This is a genomic window from Trichocoleus desertorum ATA4-8-CV12, from assembly GCA_019358975.1.
GTDB lineage: Bacteria > Cyanobacteriota > Cyanobacteriia > FACHB-46 > FACHB-46 > Trichocoleus > Trichocoleus desertorum_A.
Genome location: JAHHIL010000007.1, coordinates 118,815 through 135,631, shown reverse-complemented (window position 1 = coordinate 135,631; position 16,817 = coordinate 118,815). Strand labels below are relative to the sequence as shown.

Here is a 16,817-nt window from a genome sequence, read left to right as displayed (position 1 = left end):
CGAGAACTGCTGTAATTTAATCGTGGCACAGGTGCAAAATCTAAGTAAGGATTGATCAGCAAGAGGCTGAGGTGAAGGATTAATCATTCGTCCATTGGTCATGACTAATCAAGTCACCAATGGGATCTCGCAGAAGAAAATCATTGGCTTCTAGCTCCTGCTCAACCTCCATCCACTCTCGAACCGGAAAATAACGAAACAGTACATAAATAAGTTGGTGACGGCTAATCACTCCCTGCTCAACTAAACACCGGGCTTCATCTTGAATGGCTTCAATAGAGGCATGAATAAAGCGATTCATTGTGGCCTTCTAACTGTAAGCAATTGATAATTTCTGATATTTTTCGAGGGCAGAACCATGCTCAGCCTGCCCCTCAGATTCAATCAAGCAAACATTCAATCAAGCAAACCTAATGATTTAAGCTGCTTTGGGGAAATTGGCTTCTACAACAGCCGATCGCGAGTTTATGTCAAAGCTATATCCATCAGGAAGAATATGTAACTTAACCCCACAAAGCGCTAGACCTTCATCTTTGAGCAGATTATGTAAATTCGAGTAGATCAAGTCTTGCAAGTCCACAATCGTCACAGCACCCTCACCAATCACGGTCATCTGCCCACCACTGACGACGATCGCGGTGTTTTCATCAATACCGATGCCTAACAGGTCAGGTTGCTCAGCTACAGCCGACAGTAGCCGTCCAAGCCGTCCTCTTTGGGCAAAATGCTGATCAATGATGGCTTCAGGCATAAAGCTAAGCCCATCATCCGTCTCTACAATTTCAATTCGGGGGTGAGTTTCAGCTTCCCCTTCCACGATCATGGCATCGGACATCATGCTCGCTCCTGCACTGGTGCCAGCAATGATCAACCCTTGAGCGTAGAGCTGGTGTAGAAGCTGGTCTAGTTTTGTGCCCTTGATGTATTTGGTAATCCGATCCTGTTTTCCACCTGTAAAAAAGACCCCAGTGGATTCTCGAATGGTTGCTAGAGCTTCAGGCGCTTCAGCCTCCTCGCGACTGTCTGTATCTACTACACGCACCTGCTCTACACCTAGGCGTTCAAAAACCTGGATGTAGTTATCTCCCACTTCTTTTGGTAGCTCTGTTGCCACGGTCATTACAACAATCTTGGCTTGGCGACCCCCAGCGCGACGAACAAATTCGCGCAGAATTTTACAATCTCCCTGTTTATCCTCCGCTCCACCAATGATGACAAGCTGACCTTGGTTGATGGTAGGGGAATGGCTCCCCATCTGTGCTTGATTGATGTTAATGACCATTTGGGTTGATTCCGTCTAACATTAAAAACTGCATTGAAAATGGCTAATGCTGGCAAAACTTGGGATAAGGCGATCGCAAAGTTCTTCAACCTGTTTCCGCAACTCATAACAAAAACAGCTCGAAGAGAGAAGTTATTGAATGATGGAGAGTGATGAAGCGTAAGCGACTATCGTCAGGCTTAGTAACCCAGTGTGAATAAAAGATTTGGCAAGTTTTGCTTGGCTGTTAAGACCGTAATAATTAGAGTACAGACTAACTTTCAAGTCCACGTCTGCCCTATGTCAGGATTTGCAATTAAACGAGTCTGTATTAAGGTATACAAAAATGGGTGTTCCCCAGTTGCAGAATAAGTAGAACGGTAGAAGCGATCTTTCGGCCTGTTTAAGAGTCGAGAGCAACCGCACGGATCGTCTCTACATTTGTGATCTCAATGTTTCCAGAAGATAGGGTAGATATCTTATTGGAACTAAAGGAGCTGTGCAATATGTTGCTCTCAGCTACAGGCCTAGCTTGGGCTAAACTCCTTAGCCACCTTGACATTCACAGCAGCCGTGGCAATATGCAGTAAGCGCTGCTTTAGAGTTTCCAAACCCAGCCCTTTAGTAGCCGAGATAAAGACAGCGTCTGAATAAGTTTGTTGAGCAGCAGCTAGAGCCCCACTTTCCACTTGATCTACTTTGTTAAACACCAGCAGAGTGGGACCAGAAATGGTCGGAAGATCTGCCAAGACCGCTTGGACTGACTGAATATGGCTTTCCCAAGCGGGATGGGAAAGATCTACCACATGCAGCACTGCATCGGCTTCTGTTACCTCTTCCAAGGTGGCCCGGAAAGCATCCATCAGGGGTGGTGGTAGCTCATGGATAAAACCGACCGTGTCCGTAAGGAGGAGCGATCGCTGAGATTGCGTCTCTGGATCGGTGATCGTCAGCCGCCGCGTGGTGGGGTCGAGGGTGGCAAACAACTGATCGGCAGTATAAACTTCCGCGTGAGTTAAGATGTTGAGCAGAGTTGACTTGCCTGCATTAGTGTAGCCTGCCAAGGCAACCGTGGGAATTTCGTTATGTTGGCGCTGTTGACGCAGGCGAGAACGGTGGGCTTGCAACTGGTTTACTTCCTGTTGCAGTTGATTAATCCGCCGCTGAATCGTCCGACGCTCTGTTTCTAGCTTGGTTTCCCCTGGACCTCTAGTGCCAATACCACCCCCCAACCTGGACATCGCCTGTCCTCGGCCCCGTAGTCGCGGCAACATATATTCCAACTGGGCAAGTTCAACTTGTAATTTGCCTGCTTGGGACTGAGCGCGTTGGGCAAAGATATCCAGAATTAATTCGGTACGGTCAACCACTCGCAGGTTCATTTGGGTTTCCAAATTCCGAATCTGGGAAGCCGAAATATCGCGATCGAATACCACTAAGTTTGCGCCGATCGCTTGAGCTTGCTGGGCAATTTCATCTACTTTCCCCTGCCCCACAACTGTCTGAGGATGAGGTTGCGATCGCTTCTGAATCATAGTTTCCAGAACGGTTCCCCCAGCACTCTCAGCTAGACGAACGAGTTCTTCTAAGCCATCTTGAAAGCGTTGAGGCGATAGATCCTCAGTCATCAACCCCACAAGCAAGATTTTATCTTGGTCATCTCCCTTTTCTTCAAACTGGAAAGCTCCATATCCAGCGGCATGAAACTCTTTTTCCCAGTCATCAACCAAATCGCCAAAGTCCTCCTCGGTCAATTCTTCGAGGGGAAGGGCAGACGAAATCTCCCAAGGTTGATTGAGATCAGGAACGAGATGTACTAAATAAGTAGATTGAATTTCGCTGGAAGTTCCGTTTTTTACTCCCGTACCTTTCGGCTTGGAATCCCTAGGAGAACAAATTAGGATGATTAGAGCATCCAAACGCTGCCGAGTTGCCGCCGTTAGGCTAGAGCCGTCCGGAGGGTCTGCTTTAAGCTGGGTTGCCAAACAACGAACTCCGCTCAAGCGTTCGGCACTGTGTCGAGGTAGCTCTTGATCTGACAGTTGGGTTTGGGCTGGCGTACCCACTGCCACTCGCATCACCTGCCCTCGTCGGTTTAGGTAGATACAGACAGGGTGATGAATCGCGGTACTGATAGCCGCCAACTCTTGAGCTAGCTCTGGCGTACAAAAACGATCGCTCGGTTGCCGCTGTTCGTACAAGCGTTGCAACTGTTTGAGTTGGCTGGATTTGATGCCTTGGGTATTACCGTAAATCGTTTCGATAGGTCTAACCAGAAAGCTGGTTTCTGAATTCGCTGATCTATGTTTAGTCTGCTTTGACTCGGACTGAATCTCTCTGGAGGGTTAACTGGAGGGTTAACTGGACATTCTAGAGTTATGTGTAGAGCCATACAGTGACTTGCTAAAGCGATGTTGACGAAATAATAAACTCGTTTTGTAATTTTGACTACATACTAGTTTAGTTATCTGACAGTCCTTTAGACATAAGCACAACGGCCCCTTGGGTAGACGTGAATGTTCGCGATCGCTTCTAATCTGCTGAATAAGTAGAATATCCTATTTTACAGATACATCTAACTGCAATCATCCTTAGAGGTTTGATTAATCAACTAATCTCTAAGTGCCAAGTTTTCTCGTCTCCGCTACCGCTAAGCTCCGTTGCCGTTAAATCAACAGCCTTGATGCACTCCCAGTTGGCCGACTGGAGGTATGGGGTTATCTTTCAGGGGATGTATGACTGACTCAAGTACCTTAGTTTTGCCAGCTGAAAACCACAGTCCTGATATTGCAAGTGGTTCCATTTTCTTTGTTGGCACTGCGACTGTCATTCTCCGGTACGCTGGGTTCACTATCCTGACCGATCCTAACTTTTTGCATCAAGGTGATCATGTTCATTTAGGATATGGACTGCGTTCCGCACGAGTCACAAATCCCGCGATTGAGATTGAGGAGTTACCCCCCCTCGATCTCGTCGTGCTCTCCCACATGCACGAAGACCACTTCGATCGCATTGCCGAGCAAAAGTTAAACAAAACTGTTCCCATTGTCACGACCCAACATGCGACTGAAAAGTTGCATAAAAAGGGATTCCAAGCGGCCTACGCTTTAGACACTTGGGAAACCATAACTATTAAGAAAGGAGGGATGCAGCTCCGCATCAGTGCCATGCCCGGAAGACATGGGCCTGGAGCTTTAGCTGCTTTACTGCCTCCGGTGATGGGTAGCTTATTAGAGTTCCAAAATAGCGCTGGAGAGTCTCTGTTTCGCCTCTATATTACGGGTGACACGTTGGTTTATGAGGAAATCAAAGAAATTCCAAAACGTCATCCCCAAATTGATTTGGCATTGCTGCATTTAGGTGGCACCAAAGCATTTGGTGTGTTACTGACAATGGATGGTAAGCAAGGCGTAGAAATGGTGCGATTGGTTGCACCCCGGACTGCCATCCCCATCCACTACAACGACTACACTGTGTTCAAATCTCCCTTAGAAGAATTCCAGCAGGCGATCGCTGCCGCAGGACTAGACACCCAAATCGAATATCTCAGCCACGGTGATACTTATCAATTCCAAGTGCCTTCTAGCCGTTCACCAGGTTGATCCAGACCTCTCCCCAAACCCCTCTCCGACGCGGCGAGGGGCTTTGAATATTTCTCCCCTTCCCTAGTAGGGAAGGGGCTGGGGGTTAGGTTTATTCTATCTGCCAACCCGTTGCCCCAATAGTACTCAAAAGTTCTTAACATTAGAGTTAAGTGCTAGGGAATGCGAAGAAAGATATGGAGACAACCCCAAGAGTGATGCCAGATGCGTCTTTGGCTCAAACGCAGGCGATCGCAAATCCAGAATTAGCAGGCAGTAGCCCTGGGAAGCTGGAAGGCAAAGAGCTAGAGCAGCGGGATCGTGAAGTTGACGAACTCTCTCCAGGAGGCGCTGATCCATCGCGGTTTGACACCAAAGAAGCTTGGTATCCGGTGTTCTATGTAGAAGACTTGGATCAGACCAAGCCCGCTCGATTTACTTTGCTGGAAACCGATCTAGTCATTTGGTGGGAGCAATCGACGGAAGCTTGGCGAGTTTTAGAAGATAAATGTCCCCATCGTTTAGCACCCCTTTCTGAAGGCAGAATTGCTGAGGATGGCTTGCTAGAGTGCCCCTATCATGGCTGGGCTTTCTCTGGAACGGGTGAATGCGATCGCATTCCGCAACAAGCAGCGAGCGGCACAGCAGAAACTTCGCAGCGTGCTTGTGTAACCGCATTTCCAGCTACAGTGCGCCAGGGATTATTGTTTGTTTATCCTGGCAACCCAGAGAACGCCGCCAAAACCTCAGTGCCCATTGTAGAACCCATAGAAACCTCAGATGGCTGGGTTTGCCTCAATACCTTTCGGGACTTACCCTACGACGCACTAACCCTGCTAGAAAATGTACTCGATGCTAGCCATGTGCCTTATACTCACCATCGCTCTGTAGGCAATCGCGCTAACGCCTCCACTGTAGACCTAGAGATTGTAGAGTCTGGCAAACAAGGCTTCCAAGGGCTTTGGGAAGAAGGCCCCCGTAAAGGCACCTTAGGCCGTCAAGACACCACATTCATTGCCCCAGGATTGATGTGGCACGATCTGACTTCCAAGCAATTTGGCAGAACGCTGACTGTGGTTTACGCCACTCCAATTCGCAAAGGAGAATGTCGGCTGTTTGCGCGGTTTCCGTTTAAGTTCTCCTCCAAGTTGCCCAGCTTCTTCATTCGCCTGACCCCCCGTTGGTATTCTCACCTGGGGCAAAACAACGTGCTAGAAGACGACCAAGTTTTTCTGCACCACCAAGAACGTTATCTAGAGCAGGCAGGCGGAAGCGCTAACTTTGCTAAGGCATTTTATTTACCTACAAGAGCCGATCGCTTTGTCTCGGCTCTGCGGCAATGGGTAAACCGCTACAGCGCCGATCCTTTTCCAGGCGCAACATTGCCCCCTGCGTTACCTAAAGAGCAACTGCTCGATCGCTATTATTCTCACACCATTAAGTGCGCTAGTTGCAGCGCCGCCCTAACTCGATTACAGCGAATTAGGTTAGCTTGTCTGATCTTGGCAGCGATCGCTTGGACCCTTGCCCCCTTACTGGCAGTTTCCTTGGGAAACGCGGCTGAGGTGGGAGTCGTAGGAGTTGCGATCGCGAGTTTAGCAAGTGGAGCCGCATGGCTGGGGTTGGGTCGGCTAGAGCAGCAGTTTTACCGAGGACGAGAAACTCCGCTCCGCAACTTACCGGAGAAAAAGCGGCAGGATAAAAAGTGAGCTGAGCAATGGAAATAAGCTGGCTACTTACACTTGGACGCTGTTGGCTCTAGGGATAACCCTAGCCAAGGCGCAAGTTCCTCTACTTCGGCGTTGGTAAAGTTGCCGCTGCTCATGGCTTGCCCTCCGGTAATCTCAGCTGAGGTTGCTGCAACAGAAACTTTGCCTCGTCTGTGGTTGGGAGAAACCCTACGGATGGAGCGGCGGTTTACAGAAGCGATCGCTGTATACTTAACCAGCGATCGCTTAAAAGTACAATTCTATACAGTGCCAATCATGACCTAAGCGAGAAAACAGCTACTTAGGTGGGAAACCTTGAGTTTGGATAACTACTTCAAGGTTTAATCTTCCCGTGTTAACACTTAGAGCTTTTACTTGTGCCTTACTCCCTCTGCTAGTTGGATGCTCGCTCCCACCTGCTAACACCTCTATCCTTCCATTAACTCAACCGAGCAAATCAGTTTCCAACCCTAAAGTTGCGGATGTAGTTGATACAGCCAACTCGACAGTGGCGCTTAATGAGTCAGTGGTTGCGGTTTCCTCGGTTGACTCCCAACCCATTTACCCGGTACAGCCATCTAGTCTCCAACCCACTGTAAAAATTCAACATCGCTACTACCCCGTCACAGGTTCCACAGTCCAGCATCTACGCTCGGACATTGCCCATCTCAGCCCAGTGACTCAGGGAGGGCAGCACTATGATGCCAACACAGATTGGTATGTGCGCTGGTCTTATCGCTATGTCAGGACGGGGATTAGTTGCTCAATGAGTCATGTCAGCAGCCACGTCGATATCACTTTCACATTGCCGAAGTGGCAGACTGCATCTAAGGCTTCGCGATCGCTGATGAATCAATGGAGCCATTATTCGGCAGCATTGCAACTGCATGAAGATGGACATAAAGATCATGGCATTGCCGCAGGGCAGGAGGTTCTCCGTACCCTCAGCAATTTACCAGCTTATCCTTCTTGCCGAGCGTTAGAAGCAGCCGCTAACACCACTGCTCGCAAAGTCATTCAGCACTATAACCAAAGGGATGTGGAGTACGATCGAAACACCGGACATGGATTTACACAGGGAGCCGTTTTTCCGCCCAGTTCAACTTAGCGCTATAGAATTTTGCTAAGTTCTTATCCCTTGACGATCACAGGTGTTCCCGGTTGAACTTGATTAAAAAATTCCTGAATATCCTTTTTGTGCATGCGGATGCAACCATGCGAGACAGGCTGACCCACAGATTCAGGATTAGGCGTGGCGTGGAAGCCAATCCAATTTCTTCCATCTGTCCAGAAACCAATCCAATAGCCTCCTAGAGGATTCTCAGGATCGTTTCCTGAAATTGACTCATCTGTTAACGGATTAATCCAGGTAGGATTTCTGAGCTTACGAATTACTTTAAACTGACCAATAGGCGTCTCCCAACCTTGACGACCCACGGCAATAGGATAAGTCTTGATTGGTGTTTTGCCTTGATAAAGGGTCACTCGTCGGCGACTCCGCTGAATCTCTAGGCGTAGCGGCTGATCTATGGAGCCAATTGCAACCTGAGCTGTTGGAGTTGCAGTTTGAGTAGATAAAGACCCAACATTAGAAGCCTCACTGTCTAAATCGCCTGTGTCTAAATCATCTGAGGCTTGGAGTGCTACTCGTGCTTGAAGCGGTGCTGGTGTCGGTTGAGGAGTTGTACTCGGAGCAGGATCAGCCGGAAGAATATTGGGTTCAGAAACTAATGGCGTCTGCGTACTGAGATACAGCCCACAAGCCCAAAATAAACTAACCAGCGTTAATGCCTGCTTGATCATCAGTTTCGATCAACTACTTAAAGAGTGCTACCCATCATTTCCTACATAGCTCAAAGTTAGGAAATCCTTATAAGGCTAGAAGAGGAAATGAGAGCCTACTGCTATGCAGGTATGTAATTCAGAATTAGGAGAAGCGATCAGCGATCGCGTTTCGCAACCTTACACTACATAACAGCAGGCAATACTCACATCAATCTAAAGGCTCAGAGTAATAGGGTTTCCACTCTCTATACAGTTAGCAGCTTACCAGAGAGCTCTGACTCCTTCTGTTGCACCACCAGCACCACCACCAGCACCGCCACCAGCGCCACCATCTGTCCCATAGTCCGTGGTCGTACCGCCAGCACCACCGCCAGCACCACCGCCAGTGCCATAGTCACCCGTCGTGCCACCTGTGGTTCCGCCCGTTGTACCGCCAGCGCCGCCGCCAGTGCCATAGTCACCCGTCGTGCCACCTGTGGTTCCGCCAGCACCACCGCCAGTGCCATAGTCACCCGTCGTGCCACCTGTTGTACCACCAGTCGTGCCACCAGCGCCACCTGTTGTACCGCCCGTTGTGCCACCAGCGCCACCTGTTGTACCACCAGTTGTACCGCCCGTCGTACCACCAGCGCCACCACCAGTGCCATAGCCACCCGTTGTGCCACCAGTTGTACCGCCAGTACCATAGCCACCAGTTGTGCCACCTGTGGTTCCGCCCGTTGTACCACCAGTACCACCAGCGCCACCAGTGCCATAACCGCCCGTTGTGCCGCCCGTCGTACCAGTAGCGCCACCAGTGCCATAACCACCAGTTGTGCCACCCGTTGTGCCCCCTGTTGTGCCACCAGTGGTACCACCAGCACCACCAGTGCCATAGCTACCAGTACCACCAGTTGTGCCGCCCGTTGTGCCGCCCGTTGTGCCAGTAGCACCGCCCGTTGTACCACCTGTCGTACCACCGCCCGTTGTACTTTGGGCTAGCACCTGATTAGATTGACTGCTCTGATCATGTAAGGTTAAACCCTTTTGGGCTACCAGCATTAGGGCTGAGACACTCATGAAAGCAGTTGCACTGAAGAGTCCGATAATCCCGGTCAGCTTGTTACGTTGATTATGATTCGGCTTCATCACTATCTCCTTAAAGTTGTATTTTTTGCACATCAAGCATTCACTCAAACATTCACCACACCCATAGCCCAGTCCTACAAACAACAGTTCTGTTTCACGAAATAGCTAATAAAAATGCTTCAAGCCAAAGACACATTTAGGTTTGGGAAGGGTATGGGAAGCATTTGAGTAGATAGGCTTTTTGAGCTTGAGCCATGCTCCAGGCTTGGCTATGATTTAACATTGCTTGTGCTAACACTATGAAGCGTAGTAGGGATCAACAACGCCAACTTCCGCTATAGGGGTATGTAGCGATCGCCCAAAAGGACTACTCATTTATGAAATTAATTCGTCTTCATAGACACAGAAGCGATCGCCCCTCTTAATCAGAATTAAACTAATCAGAATCAGAATCAAAAACAGAAACAATAAAAAAGCAGCGATCGCTCCTGATGCAATTAATGCAACTGAGCGATCGCTGCTTTTTTGGATGCTACTTTCTAATTCAACTGCTCGCAACTATTCGAACAGGCGGAGAACCACGCTGGAACGGGCATTGACAGGGATCTGCTGCTCGCCATTAAAGATAATTTCATCTTGAATGAAGCGTGGTTCTTTAGTGTCAACTAGCAACTCCCATTGTTTCTGCCTGAATGCCTCAGGCAGCGTAAACTCGATCACCTCATAATGAGCGTTGAAGAACAGGATGAAGCTGTCATCACTAATACGCTGCCCTTGCGGTCCTGGGCTAGGAATCTGCCGTCCGTCCAAGAACATTCCGATCGCCTTGGCATAGCCAATCTCCCACTGCTCGTCGCTCGTCTCAGTGCCATCAGGATTGAACCAGACAATATCACTCACCCCAGCTCCGTGAATGGCCTGTCCTTGGAACCACTTGCGTCGCCGGAATACAGGATGCTGTCGTCGGAAATAGATTAGCTCGCGAGCAAAGTCCAAAAGATTTTCGTTCTTTTCTTGCAAGTCCCAGTTGATCCAAGAAATTTCACTGTCTTGGCAATAGGCATTGTTGTTTCCTTGCTGGGTTCGGCCTAACTCATCTCCTGCCAACATCATCGGGATGCCTTGGGAGAACATCAGCGTCAATAAGAAATTTCGCCGTTGCTGTTCTCGTAACTGCAACACTTCAGGATTATCTGTTTCTCCCTCCGCGCCACAGTTCCAAGAACGGTTATGGCTCTCCCCATCTTGGCTGTTCTCGCCGTTGGCTTCATTGTGCTTTTCGTTGTAGCTCACCAAATCGTTGAGCGAAAAACCGTCATGAGCGGTGATAAAGTTGATGCTGGCATTAGGGCGGCGGCCATTGAACTGAAAATAGAGATCAGGGCTACCAGTTAAGCGGTAGGCGAATTCCCCTAAAATACTGTCTTCCCCGCGCCAGAAATCTCGCACCGTATCACGATATTTTCCGTTCCACTCTGACCATAGGACAGGGAAGTTACCCACCTGGTAGCCCCCATCGCCAATATCCCACGGCTCTGCAATTAGCTTCACATCAGCCAATACGGGATCTTGGTGAATAATATCAAAGAAGGCAGCCAGGCTATTCACTTCATACAGTTCTCTCGCCAAAGCAGAAGCTAAATCAAAGCGGAAACCGTCTACATGCATCTCCAGCACCCAGTAGCGCAAGCTATCCATGATCAGCTTTAGCACTTGGGGGTGGCCCACATACAAGGAATTACCACAGCCTGTAAAGTCCATGTAATAGCGCTTATCATCATCCACTAGGCGGTAATAAATGCTGTTGTCGATGCCGCGTAGAGATAGAGTTGGGCCGAGATGATTTCCTTCTCCGGTATGGTTGTAGACTACATCCAAAATCACCTCAATACCAGCACGGTGCAGTGCTTTCACCATCTCCTTGAATTCATTCACTTGCTGCCCCATACTGCCACCAGCGCTGTAGCCAGAGTGGGGAGCAAAGTAGTTAACCGAGTCGTAGCCCCAGTAGTTCTTTAAGCCCTTGTCTGCCAGGTGGCCCGGATAGGTAAGAAAATGATGCACAGGCATCAACTCAACCGCGCTAATTCCCAATCGCTGCAAATGCTCGATCGCGGCAGGATGAGCCATACCAGCATAGGTGCCACGTAACTCTTCCGGGATATCTGGATGGAGCTTAGTAAAACCCTTGACATGAGTTTCATAAATAATGGTTTCATGCCAGGGGGTACGCAGGAGTCGATCTCCTTCCCAATCAAAAGATTCATCAACGACCACCGATTTGGGGATTAAGTTGGCGCTGTCTAATTCTGAAAAGGAGAGATCAGCTTCTGGAGAGTCCCAAGAGTAGCCAAACAGTTCGGGGCCATTGCCAATGTCACCATCGATCGCCTTTGCATAAGGATCGATCAACAGTTTGTTGGGGTTGAAGCGCTGCCCTTCGTGGGGAGAGTAGGGGCCGTGAACTCGGAACCCATAACGCTGTCCAGGACCAATGCCAGGAATATACCCGTGCCAAACAAAGTTACTAACTTCTGTCAGGTGCAAGCGCGTTTCTCTATCATCGCGATCGAATAAACACAACTCTACTCCAGTGGCGTTTTCTGAGAACAAGGCAAAGTTGGTACCTTTTCCATCCCAATACGAACCGAGAGGGTAAACTTGTCCTGGCCAAAGCGCTAGATACATAACTGAGGATTTAGTGGGGTAAAAATCAGTGAAAACAAAAATGAATAAATTGCACCTAATCGGTAGATGCAATTCAGGAGGACTGTTGTGTTTACTAAAACGAGCTAAAGCCTATCTTGACAGCTTTACACCAATGTTCAATGGGTTGAACCACACCCTTTTCGTAGTGGCGAGTCTCATTGCCCGTTCATTAGCTACGCAGGGCACTACATCTGCTCTGCTCCTCCTTTCAATCAAAACAAGGTCAACAGTTTTTAAAGCTACTTGAAGAAAATAGCTGAACAAAGTGGATTACGGCATCTACCGCAAGGACAATTTCGGTGTCATGGTTGTTGCAGTACAAATATACTAATCTTTACCTCTAAGGAGTCTAGAGCGCGATAGTTGAGCTTCTAAGTAAGGGCAGTCTTCACAACGAAGTTTTTGACCTGGATGGTCACAGTGACAACGAAGATCTAAGTTGCCGATCTCTGAGCTTTGATGAAGTCGGTGGGTGACTGTAGTTTGCAATAGCAGAATAATATCTTGGGCGATCATAAAATAGCTAATGCTACGGTAAAAGAGTTTGGTAGCTCTATCTCTTTTACCGTAGCCAATCATGGTACTAAATATCGTCTAGCTAAGGAATGACCCTAGCTTTGTACTCTGGCTATCAAAAAGTTACTTGAACAGTAAAGCTTACTTTAGCTAGAGCGATCGCTGCTTCAGACGTCCATAAGTTAGGCGATCGCAAGTCTTTATGACACAAATTTTAAGTAATGGGATAGGCCTTTGTTGCTTGCTCAGCAGCTAGCCTTGAGCCAATGGCAGGACAACGCGCACAGTCGTCTGTTTACCAGGAATACTCTCGATCCCCAGTTCTCCACCATGCAATTCTACTAAGCGTTTAGCAATGGCTAGCCCTAGCCCTGAGCCCTCTTGCTCATACAGCTTGCGCTCAAATTGCATGTAAGCACCCACCTTCTCAATCTGTTCTAGGGTCATCCCTCGACCTCGATCAATCACATAGAGAATAAACGTACTTTCACTATGACTGCTCAAAACTTTTATAGGAGTGCCTGGGGAGGAGAACTTGCAGGCATTATCAACCAGTTCTTCTACTAATTTCTTTAACTTGGCTTGTGAAATTTGAACCACTGCACCCTGAAAATCCAACTGTAAATCAGTGGCTCGGTTCATCCGTTGCGCTTTTTGAATCACCCAATCATTTATTAACATCCCAACCACATGAGTCTTGCCTTTAGATAGTGACTTGACTCGCTCTGGGCTTTTAACCAATAGCTCCAACTGAGCATACAAAAGAAAGTTTTGTACCAACCTATGTAAGGTTTGAGTGGCGTTATGGATGTCTTCTGCAACCTCTACAACTTCAGCCTGCTCCATCAAGCTGCATTCGTTCATTAGCACACTCGATAAATCGGCGATCGCGTTTAAAGGAGTGATTAACTCGTGAGGCAGAGTGAGGGTAATCGTGCTACGCAAATCATCGAGTTTTTGCTGAACTCTTTCATCCACCACTGCTTGCTTTTCTAGGCGAGTAGAAACCGCCTTTAGCAATTCCAAGCGCGTGAAAGGCTTACTCAGATAATCGTCCGCCCCTAGCTCCATACCTTGGCGAAAATCATCTTTAGTTGCTTTAGCAGTCAAGAATACAAATGGGATCACTGCTGTTCCGGGATGTTTCCGCAACTCCGCCAAAACACCCAAACCATCTAACTCAGGCATCATCACATCACAAATGATCAGATCAGGAGCCTTTTCTTGCGCCAGTTTCACCCCAACCAAACCATTTTCAGCACCAATAACATCAAATTCTTCAGCCTCCAAAATGTCAAGAATGACATTTCTCACATCCCGTTCATCTTCAATCACTAAAATCTTTTTCATTATTTCTTACCTTTATCAAGTGGCAGAATCACTGTAAATGTTGTGCCTACTCCAACAGCACTGTTAACTGAAACTGTACCTCTGTGTGCCTCTACAGCTTGCTTGACAATGGATAACCCCAAGCCCGTTCCTGGAATACTACCGACATTCGCTGCTCGATGAAAAGATTCAAACAAACGTTTTTGATCTTGGGGAGGAATCCCTACACCTGAGTCCTGAACTTGAAACGTAGCCATTCCATCTTGGCAAGAAAGATGGAAATTGACTTGGCCTCCTTGAGGAGAGTACTTAACAGCATTTGAGAGTAAATTAATCAAGATGTGTCGTAGTAACTTTTCATCCATACAGGCTGGATGACTCGATCCGTTGTTAACAAAGTCAATTTGGTGACTAGGAGCACTCAGTTGAACTTCTTCTACCAATTCGCAGCAGAGTTTTTCTAAATTTAGAGGGGTTGGTCGAGATTCCAGCTTACCTGCATTGGATTTGCCAATCAGTAAAACATCATCTAATAATCCATTGAGATGCTGCACTGTGGCTTGAATGCGGTGGAGATAGGCCAGCTTTTTCTCGTCGGACCATTTATGACTGTAGTGTTCTAGGCCTTCCGCCGAAGCCAAGATTGTGGTGAGGGGTGTCCGAAATTCGTGAGAGGCTGTATTAATAAAACGGGATTTGAGTTCACTCAGTTCTTTTTCTTTAGTGAGTGCTTTACGAATTTGCTGTTCTGCTTGCTTTCGCTCGGTAATATCGCGGGTGACACCCCGGAAGCCTTGGAGTTCATTTTGTGGACCCAAGATGGGGGAAGCACTACTCTCGCAAACGATGAGATGACCGTCTTTGTGAAGCAGAGCCGTTTCTACCTGAGTAAATTCCGTTTGCTGGGCTGTGAAATAACTCAATAAGGTGGTGTAGCGCTTAGCTTCATCCTCAGGCATAAACTGGTCAAGTGTCTTGCCGAGCACCTCATGTGGTTCATAACCCAAGATGTCTCTAATCTTGGGGCTAACGTAAGTAAACGCAGCTTTGATATCCGCTTCCCAGACCCAATCATTGATTTGCTCAACTAAATTTCGGAGCTGCTCTCGACTTTGCCATAGAGCCGCTTCTGCCTCTTGCCGCTTCAGCGTAATTTGAGCCAGAGCCCCTAAATTGCGTCGTAGTTCCAGTTGCCTCATGACTTGATGGCCTAGGTCTTCTAGCGCTTTCAATTGTTCTGGGTTGAGCTGTCGTGGGACGCGGTCAATCGTACAAAGCGTTCCCACCGCATGTCCCTTGGAGGTTAACAAAGGAGAGCCAGCATAAAATCGGACATGGGGATCAGAGACTACCAGAGGATTGGTGGCAAAGCGTTCGTCAGCTAGGGTATCAGGCACCACAAACAGATCACGCTGCAAAATTGCATGGCTACAAAAGGCAATGTCTCGTGGCATTTCCGTAACTTCTATGCCGACTTTTGCTTTGAACCATTGGCGGTGATTGTCCACCAGGCTAATTAAGGCAATCGGAGTTTGACAAATGTAGGCGGCTAAGCGGCAAAGCTCATCAAAGGATTCTTCAGCTTCAGTATCAAGAATGGCATATTGGAGGAGGCTTTCAAGCCTTTCTGCTTCGTTGGCAGGTAAGGGGGCGGACATGGGCTATTTTTTGCGAAGTTCTAGTAGCTTGCGTATTTTTCACAGAGTAACCATTTGCGGTTTAGCAAGCGTACTCTAGTTCACCGCACTGTCAAGAATTTAATAAAAATTCGGGTTTTCAGGATCGATCGCTAGAGGCATCTTTGTCAGTTCTGAGGCTCACGTTAAGACAAGAGGCTGGAATGCGATCGTGGCATGGGCTAAATTTATTTATTAAACTTCATAAAAGTAGAATATTAATAGGGCAGTTCTACGCTTTTGCTGAGAGCTGCAAAAAAAGCTAATTTTAGGTAACCTCCTATGGCAGTTCGGAAAGACACAATCTTTGAGCGATTTTTGTCCCCTATCCTACAGTTGTTTATTGATCGCGAGGGTTTAGAACAGTTTTATCGCAGTATTGATTGGGAGATAGAAGGCGATCGCTTCTGTAACCCTAGCTTGGTATATCCCGCCTACTACAGCACTCAGAATTTTCATGGGATTGAAAAAGGTTACCTGAATCCACGAGCGGCTGTATCCTATGATCCCATCACTCAATATGTCTTGCTACCTAACGAAGTCTTAATTCGGCAAGCTGCGATTGAGGCTGTGCGGGGCAAACCGAGGCGAATTTTAGACTTAGGCTGCGGGACTGGGTCAACCACTTTATTGCTCAAGCAAGCGTTTCCGACTGCTGAAGTTGTTGGTTTAGATTTCTCGCCTTACATGTTAGTAATGGCAGATTACAAGGCTCAACAAGCGGGACTAGACATTCAGTTCGTTCACGCCAATGCTGAGCAGACAGGCTTTCCTGACGCTGCTTTTGATTTAGTCACCGCTTCTTTGCTCTTTCATGAAACTCCTCCCGCTGTCTCACGAGCCATTTTGCAGGAAGCCGCACGATTGCTCAAACCTGGCGGAGAAGTGTTGATCTTAGATGGCAACCAAAAAACCTTACGGCAAACCGAATGGTTGACCCAAATCTTTGAAGAACCTTACATTCAAGCTTATGCAACCGGAAATGTAGATGCTTGGATGGGGGCCGCTGGGTTTGGAGCTGTAAACACACAAGAACTCTGGTGGATTCACCAAATTACTAAGGGAGTCAAGCCACTTTCTGGACAAGACCCTGACTCTGTCAGAGCCCATCCTAACTCTGTTAGGATCGATGACTCTGTTGTCCCTGATGCAGGGTTCCCCGCTCCCGCGTTTGAGTAAGCAA

General features: G+C 47.9%; 14 protein-coding genes. 5 read left to right on the top strand and 9 right to left on the bottom strand.

The features are described 5' to 3' along the window. Positions 1-79: 79 nt before the first annotated feature. The 3 genes from KME12_09080 to hflX form a co-directional block, all read right to left on the bottom strand. Positions 80-301 (bottom strand): DUF4327 family protein, encoded by a 222-nt coding sequence (locus KME12_09080; protein MBW4487930.1) that lies wholly within the window; start codon positions 299-301, stop codon positions 80-82. A 117-nt stretch (positions 302-418) separates the two neighbouring features. Beyond that, on the bottom strand, positions 419-1,255 hold the full coding sequence (locus KME12_09075) for a cyanophycinase (GenBank protein MBW4487929.1): 837 nt from the start codon (positions 1,253-1,255) through the stop codon (positions 419-421). Between the two features lie 533 nt (positions 1,256-1,788). Continuing rightward, positions 1,789-3,525 carry a GTPase HflX gene (hflX, locus tag KME12_09070; GenBank protein MBW4487928.1) on the bottom strand — a complete coding sequence of 579 codons (1,737 nt, stop codon included), beginning with the start codon at positions 3,523-3,525 and terminating at the stop codon, positions 1,789-1,791. 471 nt (positions 3,526-3,996) lie between these two features. On the opposite strand from hflX, the gene KME12_09065 reads away from it, so the two are divergent. The 4 genes from KME12_09065 to KME12_09050 all read left to right on the top strand — a co-directional run bounded on the left by KME12_09065 (position 3,997) and on the right by KME12_09050 (position 7,659). Beyond that, positions 3,997-4,863 carry an MBL fold metallo-hydrolase gene (locus KME12_09065; protein MBW4487927.1) on the top strand — a complete coding sequence of 289 codons (867 nt, stop codon included), beginning with the start codon at positions 3,997-3,999 and terminating at the stop codon, positions 4,861-4,863. Between the two features lie 197 nt (positions 4,864-5,060). Then, positions 5,061-6,551, top strand: a complete 1,491-nt coding sequence (locus tag KME12_09060; protein ID MBW4487926.1) for a Rieske 2Fe-2S domain-containing protein — start codon at positions 5,061-5,063, stop codon at positions 6,549-6,551. Positions 6,552-6,584: 33 nt separating this feature from the next. After that, positions 6,585-6,836, top strand: a complete 252-nt coding sequence (locus KME12_09055; GenBank protein ID MBW4487925.1) for a hypothetical protein — start codon at positions 6,585-6,587, stop codon at positions 6,834-6,836. 241 nt (positions 6,837-7,077) lie between these two features. Continuing rightward, on the top strand, positions 7,078-7,659 hold the full coding sequence (locus tag KME12_09050; protein MBW4487924.1) for a DUF922 domain-containing Zn-dependent protease: 582 nt from the start codon (positions 7,078-7,080) through the stop codon (positions 7,657-7,659). 23 nt (positions 7,660-7,682) lie between these two features. On the opposite strand, the gene KME12_09045 is transcribed toward KME12_09050, so the two are convergent. From KME12_09045 to KME12_09020, 6 genes are all read right to left on the bottom strand, one after another. After that, the gene (locus KME12_09045; GenBank protein MBW4487923.1) at positions 7,683-8,354 is read right to left on the bottom strand and encodes a L,D-transpeptidase family protein; all 672 of its coding nucleotides are present in this window, start codon (positions 8,352-8,354) and stop codon (positions 7,683-7,685) included. A 243-nt stretch (positions 8,355-8,597) separates the two neighbouring features. Next, positions 8,598-9,464, bottom strand: a complete 867-nt coding sequence (locus KME12_09040) for a hypothetical protein (protein ID MBW4487922.1) — start codon at positions 9,462-9,464, stop codon at positions 8,598-8,600. Positions 9,465-9,779: 315 nt separating this feature from the next. Then, on the bottom strand, positions 9,780-9,962 hold the full coding sequence (locus KME12_09035) for a hypothetical protein (protein ID MBW4487921.1): 183 nt from the start codon (positions 9,960-9,962) through the stop codon (positions 9,780-9,782). Beyond that, on the bottom strand, positions 9,963-12,092 hold the full coding sequence (glgX, locus tag KME12_09030; GenBank protein ID MBW4487920.1) for a glycogen debranching protein GlgX: 2,130 nt from the start codon (positions 12,090-12,092) through the stop codon (positions 9,963-9,965). 789 nt (positions 12,093-12,881) lie between these two features. Next, the gene (locus tag KME12_09025) at positions 12,882-13,979 is read right to left on the bottom strand and encodes a response regulator (GenBank protein ID MBW4487919.1); all 1,098 of its coding nucleotides are present in this window, start codon (positions 13,977-13,979) and stop codon (positions 12,882-12,884) included. Continuing rightward, positions 13,979-15,616: a PAS domain S-box protein gene (locus KME12_09020; protein ID MBW4487918.1), complete on the bottom strand. Its 1,638-nt coding sequence runs from the start codon at positions 15,614-15,616 to the stop codon at positions 13,979-13,981. Before KME12_09020 ends, KME12_09025 begins: the two co-directional genes overlap by 1 nt. Before the next feature lie 300 nt (positions 15,617-15,916). On the opposite strand from KME12_09020, the gene KME12_09015 reads away from it, so the two are divergent. After that, positions 15,917-16,813, top strand: a complete 897-nt coding sequence (locus KME12_09015; GenBank protein MBW4487917.1) for a class I SAM-dependent methyltransferase — start codon at positions 15,917-15,919, stop codon at positions 16,811-16,813. The last annotated feature ends 4 nt before the right edge of the window (positions 16,814-16,817 follow it).

Coding starts and splice junctions, on each gene's coding strand:
- KME12_09025 (MBW4487919.1), bottom strand. CDS start 13,979: ATGAAAAAGATTTTAGTGATTGAAGATGAACGGGATGTGAGAAATGTC.
- glgX (MBW4487920.1), bottom strand. CDS start 12,092: ATGTATCTAGCGCTTTGGCCAGGACAAGTTTACCCTCTCGGTTCGTAT.
- KME12_09060 (MBW4487926.1), top strand. CDS start 5,061: ATGCCAGATGCGTCTTTGGCTCAAACGCAGGCGATCGCAAATCCAGAA.
- KME12_09075 (MBW4487929.1), bottom strand. CDS start 1,255: ATGGGGAGCCATTCCCCTACCATCAACCAAGGTCAGCTTGTCATCATT.
- KME12_09065 (MBW4487927.1), top strand. CDS start 3,997: ATGACTGACTCAAGTACCTTAGTTTTGCCAGCTGAAAACCACAGTCCT.
- KME12_09045 (MBW4487923.1), bottom strand. CDS start 8,354: ATGATCAAGCAGGCATTAACGCTGGTTAGTTTATTTTGGGCTTGTGGG.
- KME12_09020 (MBW4487918.1), bottom strand. CDS start 15,616: ATGTCCGCCCCCTTACCTGCCAACGAAGCAGAAAGGCTTGAAAGCCTC.
- KME12_09015 (MBW4487917.1), top strand. CDS start 15,917: ATGGCAGTTCGGAAAGACACAATCTTTGAGCGATTTTTGTCCCCTATC.
- KME12_09080 (MBW4487930.1), bottom strand. CDS start 301: ATGAATCGCTTTATTCATGCCTCTATTGAAGCCATTCAAGATGAAGCC.
- KME12_09040 (MBW4487922.1), bottom strand. CDS start 9,464: ATGAAGCCGAATCATAATCAACGTAACAAGCTGACCGGGATTATCGGA.